This window comes from uncultured Methanobrevibacter sp., assembly GCF_934746965.1.
Classification (GTDB): Archaea; Methanobacteriota; Methanobacteria; order Methanobacteriales; family Methanobacteriaceae; genus Methanocatella.
On sequence record NZ_CAKVFS010000004.1, the window covers coordinates 1 to 24,929 of the forward strand.

Below are 24,929 nucleotides of genomic sequence, written 5' to 3' on the forward strand. Positions count from 1 at the left end.
TTTTTAGACTATCAAATGCAAAATTGGACCGAAAAACACATAAAAATCAAATAAGCCTATAAAATTTTACAGACTCTATTTAAATAATACTTATCTTGGTCATGTTGGATTTAACAATGGTGTAGCTATTGTAAGTGCTCCATTTACTGAAAATGGAAAATATGTTCTTTGGGGGTCATTGATTTCATCTGACATGATTCCTGTAAATGGAACTGTAATAATTGATTCAGATCCATTAAAAAATTATGATGTTTATGTTTCTGAAAATGGTAGTGATGAAAAAGGTGATGGTTCTTTAAATAATCCATTTGCTACTATATTGAAAGCATATAATTATGCACTTTCTAAGAATACAGTAACAATTTCCATTTATGTTCTTGGAACATTGAAAGGTACCGGAAATGTTAATTTAAATTTAAAATCTGACTGTAATGTTAATATTATTGGATATGACTCTGAAAATTCAAAAATAAAATTAGATGGAACTTCATTTTTAAGTATTAATGTAAATTTACTTAAATATTTTAAATTAATTAATTTAACTATATTTGGTAACAGTGATTCTGATAACTCTGTAATTTCTATTAATGGTTTTTCAACATATGTTGATAACTGTAAGTTTATTGGACTTGATAATGTTATTTTTGGATTAAGAACTTCTAAAATTATATTAAATAACTCTAAATTTTATAATAATGATGCTGCATTTATTAATTCTGATTTTAAAGAAGATATATTTATTTGTAATTCTGAATTTATAAACAATTCTTATTCTGATGCATCATTTATTTATGGTGGTAAAAATATCTATGTAGAAAATACCGTATTTGATAATAATGTTGGTGAAACTTTATTTGATGTTGGAAGGGGTAAATCTTTAAACTTTACTTTTATAAATACTATATTTTCTAATAATGACTTGCCAATGAATGTAGGTTATAATTCTAATTTATTAATTACAAATTCTTCATTTAGAAATAATGTAAGAGATATTTCAATTAATACTAAAAAATCAACTAATACATTATTAACTATAATAATAAATGACTCTAATTTCTACCAAAGTGGAGGATTTAAAATTGATAAAACATATGGAAAATCAGTAATAACTATTGATAATTCTTCATTTATAAAAATGACAGATGCAATTATATTAGATAATGATAATGTTAAAGTTACGAACTCCATATTTTTAGATGATATCTGTGGTGTTAATATAACTACTGGTAGTATATTTGCTTCTAGTTTTTATAATACTGAAGTAAATGCTATTTCAGGAAATATTACGTTAAATAATAATTATTGGAATAGTATTGAACCTTCAATTAATATTTTAAATGGTGCTAATGTGGAGTGTAATTCTTGGTATGTTCCACAATTAAATTATACTCAAATTGACTCTTTGTATAATATTACCTTAAAATTATATTATTTTGATGGTAAAAATTATTCATTAGCTGATTTAAACAATGTAAACTTGTTGGATGAATATGTTAGATTTACTTCTAATATTGGTAAATTATCACCAGAATATGTTAAATTTGATTCTAATATTATAAATTCAATATTTACTCCAAGTAAAGGTACTCAGGTTATAACTGCTACTTTTGATGATGGTTTAAAATTAAAAGTAGATATTCCATTTGAATTAGGTCCTAATGAAGTCATTGTTCATGATTGGGAAGAATTAAAAGAATACTGTGAAAGAACGGATAAAAATTGGATTATTTATTTAAATGATGGTGCATATACTCCAAGTGAATATATTGGAGATCAAATTGTATTTAAAAATAATGTAACTATTATTGGAAATCCTGGTTCTTATATTGGATGTCCTGATGGTAGTGAAGTTTTCCAAATTAATTATGTTCCTTTAATTAGTAAAATGGCTGATAATGTTGGTATTAAATTAATTGATGTTAACTTTAGAAATTTATATGTGTCTGTTGGTCCTGATGCAAAGATACTTGAAATGAGTAGTAATGTTCCTAATTTAATCCAAAATTGTACTGTTCGTGATGTTGTTAGTGATACAGGTCATGGATGTGTATTTTATCTTGAAACTGGTTATGTGGATGTGGTTGATTCTTCATTCTATAATTGTACTACTAACTTTGGTGTTTTAAGTAATTATAATCCGACTGATGTTTATAAAGTTCACATGAAAGTTATAAATTGTACTTTCTTAGATAATTATGCTACTGTAGAACCTGGTGCAATTAATAATTGTGGTCAATTAATTGTAATTAATTCAACATTTACTAATAACTCTGCATTCTGGTGGGCTGGTGCTATACATACTCATTCAGAAGCTAACTCTACTTTAATTAATTCTACATTTACCAATAATGTTGCAGGATGGAATGGTGGTGCATTATACACTTACAGTTACTTACAAATTTATAACTGTACTTTCACTGGGAATAATTGTACAACTAATAATGGTGGTGGAGCTATAGGTGCTTGTGATTATGGTTCAGCATATTATATTACAATCTATGATTCTGCATTTATAAACAATACTAATATTTGTTGGGAAAGAGGTGGAGACTCTCCTGATGGTGTAGGTAGAGGTGGAGCTATTTCTGTTATGGATGCGGGTAGTTTAAAAATATATAATACGTTATTTGTTGGAAATCTTGCAGCTATTGGTCAAGCAATATGTGCATATTATATAGCAGGATATGGAGATTCACCAGATATTGTATTAATTAATAATACATTTATTAATCATACAGGTACATCTGACACTGTAATTATTAGTTTAGGTCCAGATATATCTACAGGAGCTACTTTAATAAATAATACTTATATTAATGATCGTATATGTCTTAAAGACTTTAAAATAAGTTCTGAAATTAATGAAATTAATGTTGGGGAAGAAATTACAATTGATGTTTCACTTATTTTAGAAACTCCAAGACATTATGATAAAGATTTATTAGATAAAACTGTATTTTCAGTATATGTGAATAATAAGTTATATGCTACTATTCCAGCTAATTCAACTAAATTTACATTTAAATCTAATCAAGAAGGTAAATATGTAATTACAATAGTCCCAAGTTTCTATAATGGTACTTCTAATAATTTAACAGTTACAGTTACTAAATTACTTGATGAAATTTGGGTGGATGTAAATGGTAATGATAATAATAGGGGATCTGAAGATTCTCCATTTGCAACTATTGAAAAAGCATTAAAATTAGCTAATAAAAATGCAATTATTCATTTAAATCAAGGAATTCATAATATTAACAATCAATTGGTTATTAATAATGATGTAACTATTGTTGGTGAAAATAGTAATGTAATTATTAATTCAAATAGTAATGATATATTAATTGTTAATAAAGCTATTTTGAATTTAATTAATTTGACTTTTGAGAAAATTTCTTCTAGTGAATCTTTAATAAGGTCATATGGTGATTTGAATGTTGATAATTGTATTTTCACACATTTAAATGGTAAATCAATGATTGATATTAAAGGTGGTAAAGTAAATATTAAAAATACTGAAATTACTTATAATAAATATGTTGCATTATTTGATAATAGTGGTGATTTAAATGTATCTTACTCTAGTATTATTGAAAATAATGTTTTAGTTACTGTTATGTCTGTAGGTTCAAAACATTTAGATTATAATTGGTGGGGAACTAATAATCCTTCTGAAGAAGGTATTAATTATTGGGTTATAATGAATGTTGTTCCATCAAAAGATACATTATATATTGGAGAAATTATTACTCTAACTGTTGACTTTAAACATTATATGGATAAATTAGGAAATATTCATGAATTAAATAGTGGATTCGATGATTTTGTTAAATTTAAAGCTAGTAATGGTAATTTAAGTGATGATATTGTGTCTACAATTAATGGTAAAGTCATGGTGCAATATACTGGTGTTTTAGAAGGTATGGATACTATTTTAATATCTTCAAGAAATCAAACTTCTGTTGTAAATGTAAATGTTATTAAAACAGTTGGCACTGTAATTTCAATTATTTGTAGTGATATCACTGTTGGTGAACAAGAAGTAATTCTTGTTGTATTAAATGAAAATAATGCAACAGGAAATGTAACTTTGCTTATCAATGATGTGTTAAAAGTAGTTAATATTGTAAATGGTGTAGGTAAAGTAATAATTTCTAATTTAAGTTCTGGTACATATATAGTTAAAGCAACATACAATGGAGATTATAAATATTTACCATGTTCTAACAGTGTATCATTTAAAGTAAATAAAGTTTCAACTTCTGTTGATGTAAAAATTAGTGATATTATAGTTGGTGAAGATGAATTAATTAATATAATTTTACCTAATGATGTAAATGGTATAGCTACCGTTGATGTAAATGGTAGAAATTATAATGTTGCAGTTGTTAATGGTAAAGGGTTATTAACTATTTCTAATTTGCCTGCAGGTAATTATAATATTAAAGTTAAATATTTGGGGGATAATAAATATTATTTTTGTGAAAATACTGCTAAATTCAGTGTATCTAAAATTCAATCAGATATATTTATTGAAGTTGAAGATGTTATGATTGGTCAAAAAGCTATAATTAATGTTATTTTACCAGATTATGCTACAGGTAAAGTATCTATTACTGTTGATGGTAAAGAATATATTGTTAATTCTAGATATGGTGTAGCTACTTTAACATTAAACAATTTAAGTGTTGGTAAACATACTATTAAAGCAATTTATTTAGGTGACAATAAATATAATGTTGCTCAAAATACAACTACATTCACTGTTAAAGGTATGGAGATTAAATTAGTTGTTGATGATCTTATTAAATACTTTGGTGGATCTCAAAGGCTTATTGCTCATTTAGTTGATGATAATGGTAATCCATTAGCTAATGCAATTGTTGTATTTTATATTAATGGAAATTATTATAATAGAACTACTGATGCTAATGGTGATGCATCTATGGCTATTAATTTAGTTCCAGGAACTTATGATGTATCTACATCATATAAAGATATTACTGTTAAATCTAAGGTTAATGTTAAATCTACTATTATGGGTGAAGACACAACATTATACTTCCGTAATGGAACTCAATATGTAGCTAAATTCTTAGATTCAAATGGTAATCCATTAGTCAATAAAGAAGTTAAATTTAATATTAATGGAGTATTTTATTATAAAACTACTGATAAAGATGGTTTTGCTAGATTAAGAATTAATTTAGATCCTAATGAGTATATTATAACTGCATATAATCCAGTTACTGGTGAAGAAAAATCAAATAAAGTTACTGTATTAACTCGTTTAATAGCAAGTGATTTAAACATGAAATATCATGATGGAAGCAAGTTTAAAATTACTCTTGTAGATGGTCATGGTAAAGTGATTGTTGGTCAAAATGTAACATTTAATGTAAATGGTGTATTTTATCAAAGAACTACTGATGCTAATGGTGTAGCTAGTTTAAATATTAATTTAATAGCTGGAAAGTATATTATTACTTCTACATATGGTGATGCTTGGGCATCAAATAAAATTACAATATCTTCATAAGTAAATGATTATTAATCATTTACTTTTCTTTTTTTAGAAATTTTTATATAATTTAATTTAAATAACTACTATTTTCTTGAAAATTTAAAAATAAAATCAATACATTTATATAGGTGAAAAATTAGATATATGGTTATCATGTTGATTAGTGTTTAACATGATGGGCTAAGTATTTATTTTATACTTGGTGCTATTTTAAGCAATAATGCCGAGATAGTCTAGCCTGGTAAGGCGCGAGACTGGAAATCTCGTGGGAGCTTTTCCCTCCTGGGTTCAAATCCCAGTCTCGGCGTTTATTAGTTTTTAACATACGATTTTTTAATTATTTTTTTCCACAATTATTAAATTATTTGTTAAACTGATATTTTTGCACTCTTAGTTGAAATACTAAGTTTTAAATTGTTGAAAGAACTGTGTTTTGAAATCAAAACATTCGAATCTATTACTTTTGCGTCTCGTAGATTCGCTCTATAAATGGAGGTTATTTAATGGAAGACGACTTTAAGCACTTGGTGCGTATTTCTAGAAAGGATGTAGATGGTAATAAAACCATTGAACAAGCTTTAACCGAAATTAAAGGTGTTGGAATATCTTTATCCACAACTATGTGCCGTACTTTAGATTTAGATTCTGAAGCACAAATAGGTTATATTGCTGATGAAGATGTTTTAAAAATTGAAGAAATTTTAGAAAACCCACAAAAATTTAACATTCCTGATTGGATGTTAAATCGTAGGGAAGATTATGAAACTGGTAAAAATATTCATTTAATTGAATCTGATCTTGACATGACTTTAAGAGATGATTTGAACAGGATGAAGAAAACCAGAAGTTACAAAGGTAGAAGACACGAAGCAGGATTACCTGTTAGAGGTCAAAGAACTAAATCTACTTTCAGGAACAGTTCTTCAGTTGGTGTAAAACGTTCATAAGCATGAGAACTTTTTTTATAATTAATATTACTCAATAAATTTTTTCATAATGATAGTATTAATTTAATTATTTTTATAAAGGAGATGTTTTAATGGGACAACCTAGAAAATCAAGGAAAAAGTATAATACACCGCCACATCCTTGGAATGCAGAAAGAATCAAAAATGAAAATAAATTAATGACTAAATACGGCTTAAAAAATAAAAAAGAAATTTGGAAAGCTGATACATTAGTTAGAAGATACAGTAGGGAAGCAAGGTACCTACTTGGGTTCGATATGGACCAAATGCAAGATGAAAAATTAGAATTATTAGGACACTTAGCTAGAACCGGTGTTTTGCCTGAAGGTGCAGCACTTGAAGATGTTTTAAACTTAACTGTTGAAGATATCTTAAGAAGAAGGTTACAAACTATTGTTTATAAAAAAGGTTTAGCTCGTACTCCTAAAGAAGCTAGAATGTTTGTTGTACATGGTCACATAACTTTAAATGGTAAAAAAATTAACTCACCAAGTTATGTTGTATTAAAAGGCCAAGAAGATGAAATTGGATTTTATCACTCCTCTCCTGTAGCTAAACAGATTGAAGAGTACAACAAAAACAAAAATGAACAAGCTAGTGAGGAATAGAGGGTGTAATTATGGCAAAAGATGAAAAATGGGGTATAGCTAATATTTACTCATCATTCAATAACACTATTATTACTGTAACAGATATTACTGGTGCTGAAACCATTTCTCAATGGTCTGGTGGAAAAGTTGTTCGTGCAGATAGGCAACAAGCTTCACCTTTCGCAGCTATGGCTGCAGCAACTAGAATAGCTGATGATGCTAAAGAAAAAGGATTTGTTGGCTTACATATTAGGGTAAGAGCTCCTGGTGGAAATGGACCTAGAAGTCCAGGACCTGGTGCACAAGCTACTATTCGTGCTTTAGCAAGAGCTGGAATTAAAATTGGTAAAATAGAAGATATTACTCCTATTCCTCACGATGGTACTGGAAGACCTGGTGGTAAAAGAGGAAGAAGAGTCTAAGAAGGGTTTAATATGGAGATAGAAGTTAAAAGTCAAACAGATGATGAAATTGTTTTCATTGTCCGTGATGTAGAAGTACCTTTTATAAATGCTATTAGAAGATCTGCAATGGTAAATGTACCTAAAATAGCTATTGAAGATGTAAATATCATGAGAAATGATTCTGCTATGTTTAATGAGGTACTTGCTCATAGACTTGGTTTAACTCCTTTAGTTTCTAACATTGATGCAATTGAAGGTTTACCTTTACCTGGTGATGAAGATTACGAGGAAAATAATAGTGTCATGTTTTCTTTAGTGGAAGAAGGACCTAAAGTTGTTTATTCTAAGGATTTAATATCTTCAGACTCAAAAATTAAACCAGTATATGATACCATTCCTTTAGTAAAACTTAAAGAAGGAGAAAAACTTAATATTGAAGCAATTGCAAGAGTTGGTTATGGAAAAGAACATGCTAAATGGATGCCAACTACTGTTTGTGTTTATAAACAATATCCTGAAATTACTTTTAATGATGATATGGATATTGATTATGATTGTGCTAATGCATGCCCAAGAGGTGTTTTAAAATCTGATAAAAGATCTAAAGAAATTAAGATTTTAGACATTGAAAATTGTAGCATGTGTAAAAGTTGCGTAAGAGCTTCAATTAGAAATAGCCAATCTGAAGGAAAAGATGAAAGCTATATCAATGTAGGGTATCATGAAAATGATTTTATATTTAGAATAGAAACTGATGGATCAATGCCTCCTAAAGAAATTTTATTACAAGCTTGTGATAAATTAGGTGAAAAAGCAGATAAGTTTATCAGATTTAGTGAAGGAGGAAGTGAATAATGGTTAAGAAAATTATCAAAACAAATCCTAACCTTATTGAACTTATTAATAAACTTAATAAAAAATCAAAAACTGAAAATGCAGCTATTTGGAAAGATGTTGCTAATAGACTTGGAAGGTCTAACAGAAGAACAGCAGAAGTAAATTTATCAGATATTGCAAGGTATGCAAATGCTGATGAAACTGTTTTAGTACCTGGAAAAGTATTATCTAATGGTAATTTAACAGAAAAAGTAAATGTTGCAGCATTTAAATTCTCACAAAAAGCACAAGAAAAAATTGAAAGTGCTGGTGGAGAATGCATCTCAATTGATGATATAATGGAATCTAATCCAAAAGGAAGCAACATTAGAATCATGGAATAAGATGGATGTGTTGTTATTATGATTATTGACGGAGAAGGATGCGTTTTAGGAAGATTAGCTAGTATAACTAGTAAAAATCTCTTAGAAGGTGAAGAAGTAGTAATTCTTAATGCTGAAAAGATTATGATTACTGGTAATAAGGATTGGGCTTATGCAAAATATAAACAAAGAGTGGACAGAGCAAGTATTTCTAACCCTCGTGATTTAGGTCCTAAATATCCTAGAAGGCCAGATGATATATTCAGAAGAACTGTAAGAGGAATGTTACCTTATAAAAAATCTAAAGGTAGGGTTGCTTTCAAAGGTTTAAAAGCATATGTCGGAGTACCTGAAGAATATGCTGATGCTGATTTTGTTGCAGTTCCAGAAGCAGAATACAACAACCTTAAAAAAGGTATTGAATTAGGTGAAGTTTCTAAACTTTTAGGAGCTACCTTTTAGATAAACGGGTGTGTGATTATGGTTAAAGTTATTCATACAAGTGGAAAACGTAAAACAGCTATCGCAAGAGGTACTGTTCAAGAAGGAACTGGTAAAGTAAGAATAAACAGGATTCCTTTAGAACTTTATTCCCCAGAACTCGCTAACTTAAAATTACAAGAACCATTAAAATTAGCTGGAGATTTGGCTAATGAAGTGGACATCAACATTCATGTTGTTGGTGGTGGAGTAATGGGTCAATCTGAAGCTGCACGTATGGTAATTGCTAAAGGACTCGTTCAATGGTCTCAAGACATGAATTTAAAAGATAAATTCATACACTACGACAGAACTATGTTAGTAGGTGACCCAAGACGTTCTGAACCTAAAAAATATGGTGGTCCTGGAGCAAGAGCACGTAAACAAAAAAGTTACAGATAATTTTTTTCTGTACTTTTATAATTTTTATTTAAAAAATTAAAAAGATGATATAAATGATTCCTATAAGATGCTTAAGTTGTGGAAAACCAGTATCTGCTTACTTTGATGAATATAATAAAAGATTAGCAGATGGTGAAAAATCAAAAGATATTTTGGATGACTTAGGCTTAAACAGATATTGTTGTAGAAGAATGTTAATTTCTCATGTTGAAACATGGGAATAGGTTTTTACAAGTTGTAGGGATATATTTTTACTTATAAAATTAATCTTGGTAAACGGTAATACCTAAAAATGGAAGTAATATTCATGACTACAGAAAATTTAACAAGGTTTGAAAAAGCTAGACTTCTTGGAGCTAGAGCAATTCAGATTTCAATGGGTGCTAAACCTTTAGTAAAAATTGGTGACTCATTAGATCCTATTGATATAGCTTATGAAGAACTCAAGGCTGGAGTTTTACCATTAGATGTAATAAGATATGATGAATAAATAGTTTCATGCTATTTATTTCATTATTTAATTATTTAAAAAAAATAAAAAATACCAATATAACTCTATAAAGAAATTTACTAATTTTTTATGAGTATAGATTATATGGTAATAAATTAATTGACACTGAGGTGTTTTTTTTGGATAGTATAATAGAGGATGTCCAAGTTCGTAAGATTTTGGACAGCAGAGGAAACCCAACTGTTGAAGTAGATGTAATTACTTGGAACGGATTTGGTAGAGCTGCTGCACCAAGTGGGGCTAGTACTGGTTCAAGAGAAGTAGTTTCTTTCCCTGAAGGTGGAGTGGACGTAATTGTAAGTGAAATTGAAGATATAATTGCTTCTGAACTTATTGGAATGGATGCTGAAGATATTTCTACCATTGATGAAGTTTTAAGGGAAGTTGATGGAACTGATAATCTTTCAGCTATTGGTGGTAATACTACTGTAGCTGTTTCTATGGCTGTGGCTAAAGCTGCTGCTGCATCTTACAACATGCCATTATACAAATATTTGGGAGGAAATTTAGTAAATGAATTACCTTTCCCTCTTGGAAATATGATGAATGGTGGAGCACATGCAGGAGTTAATGCACCAGATATTCAAGAATTTTTAGTAGTTCCTGTTGGTGCAAAAAACATGGTTGAAGCTGTATTTGCAAATTCAAGTATTCATAAAAAATTAAAAGAATTAATCCAAACTAAAGACTCCAATTTCACTGGTGGAAAAGGAGATGAAGGTGGATGGGTACCTAACATTACTAATGATGCTGCTTTAGAAATTCAAGCTCAAGCATGTGAGGAAGTAGGTGATGAACTTGGTATTGAAATTAGACCTTCTTTAGATATGGCTGCTTCTGAATTATGGAATGCAGATGAACAAAAATATGTTTATGCTCAAGATGGTATCAAAAGAGATACTGGAGATCAAATTGACTTTGTAAAAGACATTATTGATACATATAACATGTTTTATGTAGAAGATCCATTTGATGAATCTGATTTTGATGGATTTGCTCAATTAACTTCTAAAGTTGGAGATAAATGTCTCATTTGTGGTGATGATTTATTTGTAACAAATAAGGAAATTTTAGCTAAAGGTATTGAAATGAATGCTGCTAATGCAATCATTATTAAACCTAATCAAATTGGTTCTTTATCTGAAACTTATGCTACTGTAAAATTAGCTAAAGAAAATGATATTGTACCTGTTGTTTCCCATAGGTCTGGTGAAACTACTGATGCAACTATTGCTCATTTAGCTGTAGGATTTGGTTCTCCTATGATTAAAACAGGAGCTATTGGTGGAGAAAGAATAGCTAAATTAAATGAGCTTATTCGTATAGAAGAAGAGCTTTCTAATCCAAAAATGGGTGAATTCTAAGAAAATACTGATTTTGGAGATGAAGTTATGCCTATTGTAACTATCGATTATGATAAATGTAAAGGTATTGATTGTGCAGAATGTGTTGACGTTTGCCCAATGGAAGTTTTAGTTCTTGAAGGGGACAAAGTTGAAATTGTAGATCAAGAAGACTGCAGTTTTTGTGAAGTCTGTATGGATGTTTGTCCTGAAGAATGTGTTAATGTTGAAGATGATGATTAAATTTATTTAAAAAAATTATTAAAAAATATATTATTAAATTAAGGTGAATAATTATGTCCGAACTTTTAATTGAATTAGATAACTACTTAGCAGCAGGTTTACATATTGGAACCCAACAAAAAACTAGTGATATGGAAAAATATATATTCAGAGTAAGATCTGATGGTTTATATGTTTTAGATATTCAAAAAACAGATGAAAGAATTAGACAAATAGCTAAACTCTTAGCTAAATACGACCCAGAAGATATTTTAGTAGTAGCTACCAGACAATATGGTCAAGCTCCTGTTAAAAAATTCGGTGAAGTTACTGGTGCAAAAACTATTCCTGGTAGATTTATTCCTGGAACTTTAACTAATCCAACTTATGCTAAATTCATCGAACCAAAAATTATTGTTGTAACTGACCCAAGATCTGATGCACAAGCAGTACTTGAATCCAAACAAAATGGAATTCCTGTAGTTGCATTATGTGATACTGAAAACTTACTTAGCTTTGTTGATATTGCAATCCCTGTAAACAACAAAGGTAGAAAAGCTATTGCTTTAGTTTATTGGTTACTTGCTAGACAAATATTAAGAGAAAGAGGTACCATTCCTGAAGATGGTGACTTAGATATTGAAGCTACTGACTTTGAACTTAAATTTTAAGTAAGTGAGTTTTATGTTAAGAAAACCTGCAGTTGCTGGTGTTTTTTATCCAGATAATTCTGATGAACTTTTAAAAGCTATTGAAAGTAGTTTTACTAATTCATTTGGTGTTGGGGAAATTCCAGATATTAATTCTTTTGAAGATATTGATTATCCTATTAATGTCATGGTTCCTCATGCAGGTTTTCAATATTCCGGAACAATAGCTTCTCATAGCTATTGTGAATTGGCTAAAAATGGTTTTCCTGAAGTTTTTATAATTATTGGTCCAAATCATACAGGTTTAGGTAGTGAAATTTCAGTTTTTAATGAAGGAGAATGGATTACTCCATTAGGAAATGTTCAAATTGATGCAGAGTTTGCAGATACTTTAATTTCATTTTCAGATTTTGCATCATCTGATTTTTCTGCTCATTTAAAAGAACACTGTATAGAAGTTCAACTTCCATTTTTACAATATTTTTCAAATGATTTTAAGATAGTTCCAATTGTAATGGGAACTCAAACAATAGCTAGTGCAAATGATTTAGCAACAGCTATTTTTAAAACTGCTGAAAAATTAGATAAATCTTATTGTGTTATTGCAAGCACGGATTTATCTCATTTCAATATACAAGAACGAGCAAATAAAGTGGATAACTTTATTTTAGAAGATATTGTGGATATGGATGAATTTAAACTTTTAGAAGAAATTATTCAATATAATATAACGATGTGTGGTTATGGTCCAGTTATGACTACAATAATACTTTCAAAGATGTGTGGAAAGAATACATCTGAAATATTGGCTTATAAAACTAGTGGGGATGTAACTGGTGATTTAAGTTCTGTTGTAGGTTATGCTTCAGGTATTTTTAAATAAGGTGTGTTTATATGAGGGCTTTAGCTTCTGCTCCAGCAAAAACTATTTTGTTTGGTGAACATTCTGTTGTTTATGATGAACCTGCGATTGCAGGAGCAGTTAATAAAAGGGCATATGTTGAAATTACAGAATCTAAGACAGATAAATCTATTTTAAAGTCTAATGATTTAAATTTTGAAGCTGAGTTAGATACTAAACATAAAAAATATAATTTAAAAAGAGGAAAGCCAGGTATTATTCGATATATTTTAGAGGCTCTTAATAAAGTTCATGATCATAGTCCTATAGTAATGAAGTTATCTTCAAATATTCCTATTGGTTCTGGATTAGGTTCTTCTGCAGCTGTTACAGTAGCTACATTAGCTGCTTTATATAGATTTCATAATATAAGATTTAATAAAAAATCATTGGCTCATGATGCTCATATGGTGGAACAAGCAGTTCAGGGAATAGCTAGTCCATTAGATACCTTAGTTTCTACTTATGGTGGTTTAGTTTATTTATCTAGAAATAAAAAAGTAGAACATTTTAAAGTTAACTTTAATGCTCCTTTTGTTGTAGGTTATACCAATAAACATGGTAATACTGGCAAAATGGTTAAAGATGTTAAACTTTTAAAAAATAGAAATCCAAAAATTATTAATCCTGTAATTAGTGCAATGGGTCAATTAACTAATTATGCTAAACAAGCTATATTAAAACGTGATTTTGATAAAATTGGTGAATTAATGAATTTAAATCATGGATTTTTAGATGTTTTAGGGGTTAATACTATGGAATTATCTAGAATGGTTTATACTGCTAGAGACTGTGGTGCTATTGGTTCTAAAATCACTGGAGCTGGTGGTGGTGGAAGTATCATAGCACTTTGTCCAAATAAAGTTGATGAAGTTGCTCGTGGAATTTCTATGGAAGATAATGTTCTAAAAATAAGATTTACTAGAAAAGGGGTTTCTTCAAGGATTTATAAGTGATTTGAATGATTATTTTAAAGATTGGGGGAAGTATCTTAACAAATAAAGATGCTGCTAAAAGTGAAATTGATGAGAAAAATTTATCAAGAATTGCAAATGAAATTAAATCTTCACTGGATAATAATTCTCAGGAATTAATTATTGTTCATGGTGCAGGATCATTTGGCCATCCTCCAGCTAAAGAATATAAAATTGGGGAACCTTTTAGCAAAGAAGAGTATCCTCAAAAAAGAATTGGATTTTCTAAAACACAAAATGCTGTTAAAAAATTAAATATGCTTATTTGTGAAGAATTTATAAAGGAAGATTTACCTATTGTAGCTATTCCAGCTTCAAGTTTCATGGTAGCTACTAATAAAAGAATAACTGAAGGAAATTTAGACAGTTTTAAACGTTATTTAAGTAAAGGATTTATTCCAGTTATTTATGGAGATGTTGTTTTAGATAATGATTTGGAAATTTGTGTTATTTCTGGTGATCAAATTATTCAATTCTTAGCTAAAAATCTCAACCCTGATAAAGTTATTTTGGGAACTGATGTTGATGGGGTTTATAATAAAAATCCTAAAATACATGAGGATGCTATTTTCTTTGACAAATTTTCTTCACTTGAGGATTTAGATTCTTTAGAAGGAACAACTAATGTTGATGTTACTGGTGGAATGGTTGGTAAGATTAAAGAGCTTTTATATTTAGCAGATTTGGGAATTGAATCTAAAATAATAAATGCTGAAATTGAAAACAATATTTTCAAAGCTTTAAGTAATAAACAAGTTAGGGGAACTGTTATTTCAAGGGGATAATAAAACATGATTTCAGATAGAAAATTAGAGCATTTATTAATTTGTAAAAATTATGATGTTGAATTTAAAAATAAAAAAACTGGTTTCGAAGATGTTGAATTAATCCATAAAGCACTTCCAGAAATTGATAAAAATGAAATTGATTTGTCAACTTCTGTTTTTGGTAAAAAATTAGATTCTCCTTTATTTATAACTGCTATTACTGGAGGTCATCCTTCTGCAAAAGCTATTAATAAACAATTAGCTATTGCTGCTGAAACTAAAAATATAGCTTTAGGTGTTGGTAGTCAAAGAGCAGCTATTGAACATCCTGAACTTGCAGATACTTACACGGTTGTTAGAAAAAATGCTCCTGATTGTTTACTTGTAGGTAATATTGGAGCACCTCAATTAGAATTAGCTGATAAGGCTGTTGAAATTTTAGATGCAGATATTTTGGCTATTCATTTAAATCCTCTTCAAGAATCAATACAACCTGAAGGGGATTTGGATGCAAGAGGTTATCTAGATTCAATAAGTAAAATAACTGAAAGTGTAGATATTCCTGTTATGGCTAAAGAAACGGGTTGTGGAATCTCTGCAGAATCAGCAAAAGAACTTGTTGATGCAGGTGTTAGTTATATTGATGTTGAAGGTGCAGGTGGAACTAGTTGGGCTGCTGTTGAAACTTACAGAGCTGAAGACAGATATTTGGGTGAAACATTTTGGGATTGGGGAATTCCAACAGCAATTAGTACCGTAGAAGTAACTAATGCTGTAAATGTTCCAATTGTTTCATCTGGAGGTATTAGATCAGGTCTTGAGGCAGCAAAAGCTATTGCTCTTGGAGCAGATAGTGTGGGAATGGCATTGCCATTTTTAAAATACTCTACTTCTCAAGAACAATTAGTTAAATTCATTGATAACTTTAATGACTCTTTAAGAATAGCTATGTTTTTAGTTGGTGCAAGTAATATCGAAGAACTTAAAAATTCAAACTTAGTTATAAGTGGAAAAACAAGAGAATGGCTTAATGAACGAGGAATTAACACAAAGAAATATTCAAGGAGATAAAAACATATGAGTGTTGAAGTAATCGCAATTGGCGGATATGAAGAAGTCGGGAAGAACATGACTGCTGTCAAAATTGGCGAAGATGTTATCATTTTTGATATGGGAATACACTTAGACAGAATCAATATCCATGAAGATACAGATATTGATAGAATGCATAGTCTAGATTTAATTGAAAGAGGTATTATTCCAGATGATACTTTAATGAAAGATGTAGATGGTAAAGTTAAAGGAATAATTTTCTCTCATGGTCACTTAGATCATATTGGTGCAGTAGCTAAATTAGCTCATAGATATGATGCTCCATTAATTGGAACTCCATATACTACTGCTTTAGTTGAAAAACAAATTAAAGGGGAACGTAAATTTAAAGTGAATAATCCAATTAGACCTTTAAACCCTGGAAGTAAAATGAAATTATCTAAAAATATTACTTTAGAATTTGTTCAATCAACACATAGTATTCCACAAGCTGTTTTCCCGGTTTTACATACTCCTGAAGGAATTATTGTTTATGCACTTGATTTCAAATTTGATAATCATCAAAAAGTATCTCCACCACCAGATTATAAAAGGTTAAGGGAATTAGGTAGGAAAGGAGTTCTTACTCTTATTGTGGAAACTACTAATGCAAAGAATACTGATGAAGTTAAAACTTATTCTGAAAGAATTGCAAGAAATATTTTGGAAGATGTCATGCATGGACCATTATATGAGAAAAAAGGTATGATTGTCACTACTTTTGCATCTCACATTGAAAGGGTTCAAGCTATAGCAGATATTGCTAAAAAAAGTCATAGGGAAATATATTTCCTTGGAAGATCAATGGAAAGATTCTGTGGTATTGCACAAAAACAAGGTATTTTAAAATTACCTAAAAATGCAAGTATATATGGAAGTCCAAAAGCAGTTAATAAAGCTTTAATGAGAGCTGATGAAGATAGAGAAAAATATTTACTTGTAACTACTGGACATCAAGGTGAACCAGATGCATTACTTCCTAGAATAGCTAGTAATAGAACTCCATTTAACATTAAAGAGGGAGATAATGTTATTATTTCTGCACCAATTATTCCAAATCCGACTAATGCTGCTAATAGGCATATTATGGAAAGTAAATTGAGATCAAAAGGTGCAAGAATTTATTCAAATGCCCATGTTTCTGGACATGCAGGAAGAGAAGACCACCGAGAATTCTTACGTATGTTAAAACCACAACATATTATTCCTGCTCACGGAGATTTATCAATGCTTTCAGCTTATGGGGAATTAGCTGAAGAAGAAGGTTATAGGATTGGCTATAATGTTCATATATTAAGAAATTCACAAGCACAAGTTTTTGAAAATGAACGTGCACATGGAGGAAATTAAAATGGATATAATAGGTGAATTAGGAAATTATTCTGCTGATATTAGTAGGACAATAGAAGAAGAATTATCTTGTATTGTTCCAAATAATCTTCAAGAAGCTTCAATTTATTTAACTAAAGCAGGTGGTAAAATGCTTAGACCTGCTTTAACATTAATTACTTCTGAGGCAGTTGGAGGATCTAGGGATAATTCATTAAAATCTGCTGCAGCTATTGAACTTATTCATACATTTTCACTTATTCATGATGATATCATGGATGATGATGATATGAGGAGGGGAAAACCTGCAGTACATAAGGTTTGGGATGAGAATGTAGCTATTTTAGCTGGAGATACTTTATTTTCAAAAGCTTTTGAAATAATTATGAATTCCAATCAAGAAAAAAATACTCCCTCTCAATTAAGTCAAACATTAGCTACTGTAGCTGATGCTTGTGTTAAAATTTGTGAGGGTCAAGCTTCTGACATGAGTTTTGAAGATAGATATGATGTATCTGAAGAGGAATATTTGGATATGATTTTCAAAAAAACTGGTGCATTAATAGCAGCAGCTTCTAAAGCTGGAGCTATTATGGGTGGAGCTAATCAAGACGTAATTGATGCAATGTATGATTATGGAAGATTAATTGGTCTTGCTTTCCAAATTCAAGATGATTATTTAGATTTAGCTAGTGATGAAGAAACATTAGGTAAACCTATTGGTAGTGATATAGCTAAAGGTAAAATGACTATTATTGCTGTTAAAGCATTAGATGCATCTGAAGGTGAAGATAATGAAAAATTATTAGAAATCTTAAAAGATGATAATAATTCACAAGATGATATACTCTTAGCAGTGGATTTATTCAATAAATATGGTGCTATTGAATATGCTAGAAATGTTGCTTTACAAAATGTGAATGATGCTAAAAAAGTACTTGAAATATTGCCTGATTCTGAAAGTAAACAGATGCTTTTTGCTCTTGCAGATTTCGTACTTGAAAGACATTCCTAATTTTTCTTCTTTTTTTTATTTTTTTTGATTAATTAAATATTGGTTTTAATTTTTTTATCTGATTTTCAAATCTTTCATTATAATTATTTGCTATTTCTTCATACTGGTTCCAAATGCCAATAGCTGTATTGGGAATTATTTCATATTTTTCTTTGGAAAATTTGGAATATATATGCATCATTTCTTTTGAATCGGAAATAATCATCTTAACAAATGGAACTTCTGTTTTGTAGATTGCTATATTATGTTTATTATATAATTTATTAACCGTTAATTGTTCAGATGTTGTATTGCAGTATGGTGAGATTATTATATTTATCGTAACTTTTTCAGATTTTAAAAGAAGTTCATAGATTAATTTAGATAGCTCTTCTTGAAGTAAAAATCCTATTCTCATATTTATTGTTTTTTTAGATCTTCTAATAATTTCTAATTCTTTATCAATTATATTTTCTATTCCACTTATTCTCCAAATTGGAGCTTCCACTTGGGAAATTTTTTGTTCATATAATCTATTTAAATTCTGACTAGTTTGAGATATTTTTTTATTAAAAATTTCTTTTTCTCTTTTTAATACATTTATTGGTGGTTTGACATGATATGTGAGAGGCCTACCACTTTCTATTTCTATGTATTCTTTTGAATTTAGTCTTTTTAAAACATCATATATTTTTGATCTAGGTATTTTTGATTTATCACTTATTTCATCAGCAGTTCCTTGAATTAATGAACTTAATGTAATATATGCTTTAGCTTCATAGCTAGTTAAGCCTAATTGTTTTAATAAATTGATGTCATCTTGATTCATAATATTGATTATTTATTTTTTATTTATAAAACTTACTTTTTACCCTTAAAAAGTTACAAAATATTTATAAATCATAAAATCAACGGTTATATTGATAATTATAATGGAGGTAGTTATTATGGTAGATATGTTTTGTTATCAATGTTCACAAACTGCAAAAGGTACTGGATGTACTGTACGTGGAGTTTGTGGTAAGCAACCAACAGTAGCTAGATTACAGGATAATTTAATTTATGCTATGAAGGGAATTAGTGCGTATAATTATAATGCAAATGTTTTAGGTGTTAAAGATTCTGATGTTGATGAATTCTTAACAAAAGGATTGTATTCTACTTTAACAAATGTTAATTTTGATGCAGAAGATTTAATTAATTTAGGTCTTGAAGCAGGTGAGGTTAATATTAAAGTCATGAAAATGCTTAAACAAGCTCATATTAATAATTATGGTGAACCTGAACCTGCCGAAGTTAAAGTAGGAGCACAAGAATGTCCTGCAATAATTGTTACGGGACATGATTTAAAAGCATTGGAAGAACTTTTAAAACAAACTGAAGGAACTGGAGTTAAAGTATATACTCATAGTGAAATGTTACCTGCTCATGGTTATCCAGAACTTAGAAAATATGAAAGTTTAGCAGGACAACTTGGTAAAGCATGGTTCGATCAAAAAGAAGTATTTTCTAAATATAATGTAGCTATTGTAGCAACAAGTAATTGTGTATTGCTTCCAAAAGATGAATATGCTGATAGAATATTCACTATGGATGTAGCTAAATTACCTGATACTCCAGTAATTGAAAATTATGATTTTAAACCAGTAATTGACAAAGCTATTGAACTTGGAGGACTAGAATCTGAAGAGTTAACTACAATTACTACTGGTTTTGGAGCATCTACAGTACTTTCACTTGCAGATAAAATTAAAGAATTAGTTGAAGCAGGTAAAATAAAAAGATTCTTCTTAGTTGGTGGATGTGATGGACCATTCCCTAAATCTAATTACTACAGAGAATTTGTTGAAAATTTACCTGAAAATACTATTGTATTGACATTAGCTTGTGGTAAATTTAAATTCAATGATTTAGATTTAGGTGACATTGAAGGCGTACCAAGACTTATTGATTTAGGTCAATGTAATGATGCAATTGTTGCAGTAGATATTGCAGTTGCATTATGTGGATTATTTGATGTTGAATTAAATGATTTACCTCTTACAATTGTTTTAAGTTGGATGGAACAAAAAGCAGCAGCTATTTTATGGAGTTTATTGTACTTAGGTAAAACAGACATGCTTATTGGACCAATGTTACCAGCATGGGCAAATGAAGATATAATTAATTACTTGGTAGAAACATATAATTTAACGCCAATTGGAAATCCAATTGAAGATATTAAAAAAATAATGGGTGAGTAAATGAGTGATGATATTAAAGCTAAATCTTTAAATATTGAGGATTTAGTAGATTACCAAGATGATACAGTAGTTAGTAGAGAAGTTATTAAAAAAGAGCTTGGAACAGTAACATTTTTTGCATTTGACAAAGGTCAAGGCTTAAGTGAACATTCAGCTCCATTTGATGCAATGGTTCAAGTAATTGATGGTGAAGCAGAAATAACTATTTCCGGTAATAAAAACATTGTTAAAAAAGGTGAAATGATTATAATGCCTGCTAATGAACCTCATGCTCTACAAGCTGTAAATAAACCTTATAAAATGATTTTAACTATGATTAAATCAGATTAAATCATTTTATTTTTTTTTATTTTTTCCACCAAATTAAAATCCAATCAGCTTTGTCTTTAGTATTGTATAATTTTCCTGTTTTGGGGTCTTTTTTAAGAATTTTTTTAAGATAGGCTTTTAATTGTTTTTTTTCATTATTATTAAGTAAATCTAATCTGAATTTACCATTATCCATAGCTTCTTCTATTGAGTCATATTCTCTATATGCTTTAATAGCTAATCTTTCAACATTGGCATAAATTCCCATGTTGTAAAGGATATTAAATAAATAATTATGTCCAGGGAACTGTTTATTTTCTTTTCCAATATAATCATTAAATTCTTTTTCTATTTTCCAATTTTCAGGTCCAAATAATGTAATAAAGACATATTTATTAGCTATTTTATTCATTGTTTTAAGAGTTTCTTCAATTGGAATAATTCCATTTAAAGATCTTGAAGCAAGTACAATATCATAATCTCCAATTTCTTCATAACTAATTTTTTCTAAAGGTTTTAAAATAGTATTTACATTATTTATTTCTTGTTTTTGAGCTCTTTTGTTTAATAATTCTAACATTTTAGTTGATGAATCGATTCCAGTTACATTTTTAACTTTTTTAGCTATGGGTAATGTAATTGATCCTTCACCACACCCTAAATCTAAAACACTATCATTTTCATCTAAAATTAGTTTTGAAAATAATAAATCATGATAATCATCTTTTTTAGCTTTTTTATGAAAATGAGGAGCAGCTTTATCCCAGTCTTTATTTTTGTCTTCTTTTTGCTTAAGTGATTCTTCCCAATATTGACTCCATTTAACTTCATTTGGATTATTTATAGTTTGTTTCATAATATCACTTATTAAATAAAATTATTTTCATAAATTTTTTTAGCTAATGAAGCTACAGCAGTAATTAAGAATAACATAACTACGATTAATTCAATTTTACTATTAACAGGTAAAAAACGAACTATAATAGCAAGAGCTAACATTATATAAACTAATTTATTCAAATCAAAGTTATGTTTACTATATTTAACATCTGCTATGCCCTGATTAAGTAGCTTTTGTTTTTCTTTTTCACAGTCCTTTAATAATTTTATTCCATTTTCATTTAAGTCATTATTAATTTCTATGCTGAGAATTATGTCCATAGTTCTGTTTAAACATTTCATAGCTTCATTATATTCTTGTAGTTGGATTAATGCAAGTGCTTTTTTGTGATACCATTCAAGAATAAGAGGCTCTTCAGTTTTGCTTAGCGCATTTATTCCCATATCAAAACATTGTATAGCCTTTTTATATTCTTTTAAATTAACATAAATATCTCCTTTTATAAGGAGTCCTTCTATTGTTTTTTCAATTTTTAAACATCTATTTATAATCTCTAAAGCTTCTTCATTATTTTCATTTTTCTCACATAATAATTTAGCTTTTGCTAATAATGTTAACATGTTATTTGGGTATTCTTTAAGAATTTCTTCCCCATAATTTAAAGCTTCTTCTTTTAACTCTTTTTCAAATAGGTAAATTAATTTAAGTTCACAAAGATTTTCTTTTGACTTACATGTAATTATTTCATCATTATATGGATTTTCATGGTAATTTTCAATGAGATTCTCAATTATTTGTTTAGATTCTTCTTCTTTTCCTTTTGCAGACAATGCAACTGCTTTTTGGAAACGAATAGATATTGAGTCAGGTCTTTTTTCTAAATATTTATTAAAGTATTTTTCTCCATAATCCTGATTATCATGAGTAATATCTTCAATTAAATAGTAATATCCTCTTAATGGAATTGCAGGGATATAATTTTCTTTTAAAAGTAGGTCATTGATTTCTAAAAAATCATTTAAATTCTTTTTTTGAAATAACCTAAATGAAAGTTTATTAGCTTTTTCATATTCTTTGTTATTAATTAACTCAATAGCTTTTTTATTTACCATATTTAAGTTCACCTATTAATCTACAACAGTTTTTCCAGTTAGGATATTATCATAATCTTCAACATTTTCCTTAAGTAATTTTGGAATATTTAGATTATATGGACATTTTTTAATACATTCACCACATTCATCACATTTTTTTGCCTGTTTCATTTTACTTTGGAAATCTTCATTTAAACTAGGTTGTGTAGGCATTCTTCTAATCCATAATGACATTCTAGCACAAATACTGATTTCAATTTTATTGTGACAGGGCATACAATATCCACAACCTCTACAAAAATCATTTCCTAACTCTTGTTTATCTTTATGAATAGCTAAGTTTAATGTATTATCTAAAATAGGGGAATTTTCTTGGTAAGATAAAAATTCATCTAATTCACTTTCTTTTTGAATACCCCAAATAGGTAACACATTATCATAGTTCATCATAAATGCATATGCTGCTTTAGAATTAGTAATTAACCCACCACCCATAGCTTTCATAGCTATGAATCCAATATCTAACTTTTTACATTTTTCAACTAAATTTAACTCTTGTTTATCTGTTAAATATGAAAATGGGAATTGTAATGTTTCATATAAACCACTATTAATTGCTTGTTTAGCTATTGTGAATTTATGGGAAGTAATTCCAATATGTTTTATTTTTCCTTCTTGTTTAGCATCTAGCATTGCTTCGTAAAGTCCACTTCCATCATTAGGTTTTGGGCAAAAAGGAAGATTGTGAAATTGATAAATATCGATATAATCAGTTTGAAGATTTTTAAGTGAAGTTTCTAAATCTTTCCAGAAGCCTTCAACATTTTCAGATCCTGTTTTTGTTGCAATGATAACATTTTCTCTTACTTCATTTAGACTCGCACCTAATTTTTCTTCACTATCTGTGTAAAAACGAGCAGTGTCATAAAAATTGATTCCATTATCATATGCTTTTTTTATGATTTCAATGGAATCTTTTTTATTTCTTCTTTGTATTGGAAGGGCTCCAAATCCATTTTTATTAACTTTATAATTTGTTTTTCCAAGTCTCACTATTTTCATTTAACATCACTAATATCCAATAATCTTTAGTATAATATATGCTATTATGATAATTAAAAGTGCAGTTATTGATGTTTTTGAAGAAAGGAATTTAAATTGACCAAAACGTTTGTCCTCTACATTATCTTTGTACATTAATTTGTCTTTTTCAAAGGAACATTTTTGATAGATGGCTTCAAGATCTTTATCTAATCTACCATAATCATTTAACATGTCAATGGTTTTATTTAAATATTTCATAGCTTCATCATATTTTCCAAGTTTAACATTACAAAATGCAGCTTTATAATTAAAATTAGTGATTAAGTCTAATTCATCTTTTGCATCTTTTTCATGAGTGATGCATGAATTATATGCATTCAATGCTTCATCATATTTTCCTAGTTCATATAATGCATTTCCCTTTGAATTTAAAGCGATAATTGTATGTTCTTCATCTAAACTTTTATTTAGGTATTCTAAAGCTTTTTTGTATTCTCCAGTTCTTTCAAGAAGTTGGCCTTTATAAAAAATTTCTTTTTTATTTTCTCCAAATTTTTTTTCATATTTATTTATTTCACTTAATGCTTTTTGATTTTGATTATCTTTCATTAAAAGTTCGATTTTACCCATTCTAACTTCTTCATGTGAAATTCTAGGTTCTTCTTTTTGAGAATATACTTCATAATTTTTAAATGCTTTATCCATATATTCAATAGCTTCTTTTAGTTTATTTTTATTAGATAAAGACATTGCCTTATCACAAAGTCCATTAATTGACTGAGGTTCTATTTCCAAATACATGTCAAAGTATTTTTCTCCATAATCTCCATTATCATGATTTGAATCATAATATTGGTGATAATGACCTCTTTCTTCAATTGCAGGCAAATAATCTTTTTGAATTAATAAATCTAAAATAGTTAAATATTCATCTATTTTATCTCTACCATGTCTTTTTTTAGCTATATCAAGAGCTTTTTTATATTCTTCATTTTTTATTAAATCTTTTGCTTGTTCAAGCTTATCGCTCATTGTATCGCACCTAATT

At 28.7% G+C, this 24,929-nt stretch carries 26 protein-coding genes and 1 tRNA gene; 22 read left to right on the forward strand and 5 right to left on the reverse strand.

The window, feature by feature from the left end; genetic code table 11:
* The first annotated feature begins 178 nt into the window (after positions 1–178).
* From Q0984_RS03820 to idsA, 20 genes are all read left to right on the forward strand, one after another.
* Entirely contained in the window at positions 179–5,539 is a 5,361-nt protein-coding gene (locus Q0984_RS03820) for an Ig-like domain repeat protein (protein WP_299523832.1), read from the forward strand.
* 207 nt (positions 5,540–5,746) lie between these two features.
* Positions 5,747–5,831 (forward strand) — tRNA-Ser (locus Q0984_RS03825).
* 196 nt (positions 5,832–6,027) lie between these two features.
* Complete coding sequence (locus tag Q0984_RS03830; RefSeq protein ID WP_019265279.1) at positions 6,028–6,471, forward strand: 30S ribosomal protein S13; 444 nt, start codon at positions 6,028–6,030, stop codon at positions 6,469–6,471.
* Between the two features lie 92 nt (positions 6,472–6,563).
* On the forward strand, positions 6,564–7,100 hold the full coding sequence (locus Q0984_RS03835; RefSeq protein WP_299523836.1) for a 30S ribosomal protein S4: 537 nt from the start codon (positions 6,564–6,566) through the stop codon (positions 7,098–7,100).
* Between the two features lie 11 nt (positions 7,101–7,111).
* Entirely contained in the window at positions 7,112–7,504 is a 393-nt protein-coding gene (locus tag Q0984_RS03840; RefSeq protein WP_299523839.1) for a 30S ribosomal protein S11, read from the forward strand.
* A 12-nt stretch (positions 7,505–7,516) separates the two neighbouring features.
* The gene (locus Q0984_RS03845) at positions 7,517–8,341 is read left to right on the forward strand and encodes a DNA-directed RNA polymerase subunit D (protein ID WP_299523842.1); all 825 of its coding nucleotides are present in this window, start codon (positions 7,517–7,519) and stop codon (positions 8,339–8,341) included.
* Positions 8,341–8,706 (forward strand): 50S ribosomal protein L18e, encoded by a 366-nt coding sequence (locus Q0984_RS03850; RefSeq protein WP_299523845.1) that lies wholly within the window; start codon positions 8,341–8,343, stop codon positions 8,704–8,706. Before Q0984_RS03845 ends, Q0984_RS03850 begins: the two co-directional genes overlap by 1 nt.
* An 18-nt stretch (positions 8,707–8,724) precedes the next feature.
* On the forward strand, positions 8,725–9,147 hold the full coding sequence (locus tag Q0984_RS03855) for a 50S ribosomal protein L13 (protein ID WP_299523848.1): 423 nt from the start codon (positions 8,725–8,727) through the stop codon (positions 9,145–9,147).
* An 18-nt stretch (positions 9,148–9,165) separates the two neighbouring features.
* Entirely contained in the window at positions 9,166–9,567 is a 402-nt protein-coding gene (locus Q0984_RS03860) for a 30S ribosomal protein S9 (RefSeq protein ID WP_299523851.1), read from the forward strand.
* Between the two features lie 53 nt (positions 9,568–9,620).
* On the forward strand, positions 9,621–9,791 hold the full coding sequence (locus tag Q0984_RS03865; protein ID WP_299523854.1) for a DNA-directed RNA polymerase subunit N: 171 nt from the start codon (positions 9,621–9,623) through the stop codon (positions 9,789–9,791).
* A gap of 68 nt (positions 9,792–9,859) precedes the next feature.
* Positions 9,860–10,057 (forward strand): DNA-directed RNA polymerase subunit K, encoded by a 198-nt coding sequence (locus tag Q0984_RS03870; protein ID WP_299523857.1) that lies wholly within the window; start codon positions 9,860–9,862, stop codon positions 10,055–10,057.
* Between the two features lie 140 nt (positions 10,058–10,197).
* Positions 10,198–11,442, forward strand: coding sequence for a phosphopyruvate hydratase (eno, locus tag Q0984_RS03875; protein WP_299523859.1), 1,245 nt, complete (start codon positions 10,198–10,200; stop codon positions 11,440–11,442).
* 27 nt (positions 11,443–11,469) lie between these two features.
* Positions 11,470–11,664: a 4Fe-4S dicluster domain-containing protein gene (locus tag Q0984_RS03880; protein ID WP_299523862.1), complete on the forward strand. Its 195-nt coding sequence runs from the start codon at positions 11,470–11,472 to the stop codon at positions 11,662–11,664.
* Between the two features lie 53 nt (positions 11,665–11,717).
* Positions 11,718–12,314, forward strand: coding sequence for a 30S ribosomal protein S2 (rpsB, locus tag Q0984_RS03885; protein ID WP_299523864.1), 597 nt, complete (start codon positions 11,718–11,720; stop codon positions 12,312–12,314).
* A 13-nt stretch (positions 12,315–12,327) separates the two neighbouring features.
* Positions 12,328–13,176 (forward strand): MEMO1 family protein, encoded by an 849-nt coding sequence (locus Q0984_RS03890; protein WP_299523867.1) that lies wholly within the window; start codon positions 12,328–12,330, stop codon positions 13,174–13,176.
* An 11-nt stretch (positions 13,177–13,187) separates the two neighbouring features.
* Positions 13,188–14,150: a mevalonate kinase gene (gene mvk, locus Q0984_RS03895; protein WP_299523870.1), complete on the forward strand. Its 963-nt coding sequence runs from the start codon at positions 13,188–13,190 to the stop codon at positions 14,148–14,150.
* Between the two features lie 5 nt (positions 14,151–14,155).
* Complete coding sequence (locus Q0984_RS03900; RefSeq protein ID WP_299523873.1) at positions 14,156–14,953, forward strand: isopentenyl phosphate kinase; 798 nt, start codon at positions 14,156–14,158, stop codon at positions 14,951–14,953.
* A gap of 6 nt (positions 14,954–14,959) precedes the next feature.
* The gene (fni, locus tag Q0984_RS03905; RefSeq protein ID WP_299523876.1) at positions 14,960–16,006 is read left to right on the forward strand and encodes a type 2 isopentenyl-diphosphate Delta-isomerase; all 1,047 of its coding nucleotides are present in this window, start codon (positions 14,960–14,962) and stop codon (positions 16,004–16,006) included.
* A gap of 6 nt (positions 16,007–16,012) precedes the next feature.
* Positions 16,013–17,377 (forward strand): RNase J family beta-CASP ribonuclease, encoded by a 1,365-nt coding sequence (locus Q0984_RS03910; RefSeq protein WP_299523879.1) that lies wholly within the window; start codon positions 16,013–16,015, stop codon positions 17,375–17,377.
* Between the two features lies 1 nt (position 17,378).
* Entirely contained in the window at positions 17,379–18,371 is a 993-nt protein-coding gene (gene idsA / locus Q0984_RS03915) for a short chain isoprenyl diphosphate synthase IdsA (RefSeq protein ID WP_299523882.1), read from the forward strand.
* Positions 18,372–18,399: 28 nt separating this feature from the next.
* Here idsA and Q0984_RS03920 read toward each other — a convergent pair whose 3' ends face one another.
* Entirely contained in the window at positions 18,400–19,179 is a 780-nt protein-coding gene (locus tag Q0984_RS03920) for a TrmB family transcriptional regulator (protein ID WP_299523885.1), read from the reverse strand.
* A gap of 118 nt (positions 19,180–19,297) precedes the next feature.
* Between Q0984_RS03920 and hcp the strand changes: the two genes are divergently transcribed.
* Positions 19,298–20,593 carry a hydroxylamine reductase gene (gene hcp, locus Q0984_RS03925; RefSeq protein WP_299523888.1) on the forward strand — a complete coding sequence of 432 codons (1,296 nt, stop codon included), beginning with the start codon at positions 19,298–19,300 and terminating at the stop codon, positions 20,591–20,593.
* The gene (locus Q0984_RS03930) at positions 20,594–20,923 is read left to right on the forward strand and encodes a cupin domain-containing protein (RefSeq protein WP_299523890.1); all 330 of its coding nucleotides are present in this window, start codon (positions 20,594–20,596) and stop codon (positions 20,921–20,923) included. It begins immediately after the preceding gene.
* A 16-nt stretch (positions 20,924–20,939) separates the two neighbouring features.
* Here Q0984_RS03930 and Q0984_RS03935 read toward each other — a convergent pair whose 3' ends face one another.
* The 4 genes from Q0984_RS03935 to Q0984_RS03950 are packed head-to-tail and all read right to left on the reverse strand — an operon-like array spanning position 20,940 to position 24,913.
* Positions 20,940–21,758 carry a class I SAM-dependent methyltransferase gene (locus Q0984_RS03935; RefSeq protein WP_299523893.1) on the reverse strand — a complete coding sequence of 273 codons (819 nt, stop codon included), beginning with the start codon at positions 21,756–21,758 and terminating at the stop codon, positions 20,940–20,942.
* 11 nt (positions 21,759–21,769) lie between these two features.
* Complete coding sequence (locus Q0984_RS03940; RefSeq protein WP_299523896.1) at positions 21,770–22,855, reverse strand: lipopolysaccharide assembly protein LapB; 1,086 nt, start codon at positions 22,853–22,855, stop codon at positions 21,770–21,772.
* Positions 22,856–22,870: 15 nt separating this feature from the next.
* Entirely contained in the window at positions 22,871–23,899 is a 1,029-nt protein-coding gene (locus Q0984_RS03945) for an aldo/keto reductase (protein ID WP_299523899.1), read from the reverse strand.
* A 9-nt stretch (positions 23,900–23,908) separates the two neighbouring features.
* Positions 23,909–24,913: a tetratricopeptide repeat protein gene (locus tag Q0984_RS03950; protein WP_299523902.1), complete on the reverse strand. Its 1,005-nt coding sequence runs from the start codon at positions 24,911–24,913 to the stop codon at positions 23,909–23,911.
* Between the last annotated feature and the right edge of the window lie 16 nt (positions 24,914–24,929).

Coding starts and splice junctions, on each gene's coding strand:
- Q0984_RS03830 (WP_019265279.1), top strand. CDS start 6,028: ATGGAAGACGACTTTAAGCACTTGGTGCGTATTTCTAGAAAGGATGTA.
- Q0984_RS03835 (WP_299523836.1), top strand. CDS start 6,564: ATGGGACAACCTAGAAAATCAAGGAAAAAGTATAATACACCGCCACAT.
- Q0984_RS03840 (WP_299523839.1), top strand. CDS start 7,112: ATGGCAAAAGATGAAAAATGGGGTATAGCTAATATTTACTCATCATTC.
- Q0984_RS03845 (WP_299523842.1), top strand. CDS start 7,517: ATGGAGATAGAAGTTAAAAGTCAAACAGATGATGAAATTGTTTTCATT.
- Q0984_RS03850 (WP_299523845.1), top strand. CDS start 8,341: ATGGTTAAGAAAATTATCAAAACAAATCCTAACCTTATTGAACTTATT.
- Q0984_RS03855 (WP_299523848.1), top strand. CDS start 8,725: ATGATTATTGACGGAGAAGGATGCGTTTTAGGAAGATTAGCTAGTATA.
- Q0984_RS03860 (WP_299523851.1), top strand. CDS start 9,166: ATGGTTAAAGTTATTCATACAAGTGGAAAACGTAAAACAGCTATCGCA.
- Q0984_RS03865 (WP_299523854.1), top strand. CDS start 9,621: ATGATTCCTATAAGATGCTTAAGTTGTGGAAAACCAGTATCTGCTTAC.
- Q0984_RS03870 (WP_299523857.1), top strand. CDS start 9,860: ATGGAAGTAATATTCATGACTACAGAAAATTTAACAAGGTTTGAAAAA.
- Q0984_RS03880 (WP_299523862.1), top strand. CDS start 11,470: ATGCCTATTGTAACTATCGATTATGATAAATGTAAAGGTATTGATTGT.
- rpsB (WP_299523864.1), top strand. CDS start 11,718: ATGTCCGAACTTTTAATTGAATTAGATAACTACTTAGCAGCAGGTTTA.
- Q0984_RS03890 (WP_299523867.1), top strand. CDS start 12,328: ATGTTAAGAAAACCTGCAGTTGCTGGTGTTTTTTATCCAGATAATTCT.
- mvk (WP_299523870.1), top strand. CDS start 13,188: ATGAGGGCTTTAGCTTCTGCTCCAGCAAAAACTATTTTGTTTGGTGAA.
- Q0984_RS03900 (WP_299523873.1), top strand. CDS start 14,156: ATGATTATTTTAAAGATTGGGGGAAGTATCTTAACAAATAAAGATGCT.
- fni (WP_299523876.1), top strand. CDS start 14,960: ATGATTTCAGATAGAAAATTAGAGCATTTATTAATTTGTAAAAATTAT.
- Q0984_RS03910 (WP_299523879.1), top strand. CDS start 16,013: ATGAGTGTTGAAGTAATCGCAATTGGCGGATATGAAGAAGTCGGGAAG.
- idsA (WP_299523882.1), top strand. CDS start 17,379: ATGGATATAATAGGTGAATTAGGAAATTATTCTGCTGATATTAGTAGG.
- Q0984_RS03920 (WP_299523885.1), bottom strand. CDS start 19,179: ATGAATCAAGATGACATCAATTTATTAAAACAATTAGGCTTAACTAGC.
- hcp (WP_299523888.1), top strand. CDS start 19,298: ATGGTAGATATGTTTTGTTATCAATGTTCACAAACTGCAAAAGGTACT.
- Q0984_RS03930 (WP_299523890.1), top strand. CDS start 20,594: ATGAGTGATGATATTAAAGCTAAATCTTTAAATATTGAGGATTTAGTA.
- Q0984_RS03935 (WP_299523893.1), bottom strand. CDS start 21,758: ATGAAACAAACTATAAATAATCCAAATGAAGTTAAATGGAGTCAATAT.
- Q0984_RS03940 (WP_299523896.1), bottom strand. CDS start 22,855: ATGGTAAATAAAAAAGCTATTGAGTTAATTAATAACAAAGAATATGAA.
- Q0984_RS03945 (WP_299523899.1), bottom strand. CDS start 23,899: ATGAAAATAGTGAGACTTGGAAAAACAAATTATAAAGTTAATAAAAAT.
- Q0984_RS03950 (WP_299523902.1), bottom strand. CDS start 24,913: ATGAGCGATAAGCTTGAACAAGCAAAAGATTTAATAAAAAATGAAGAA.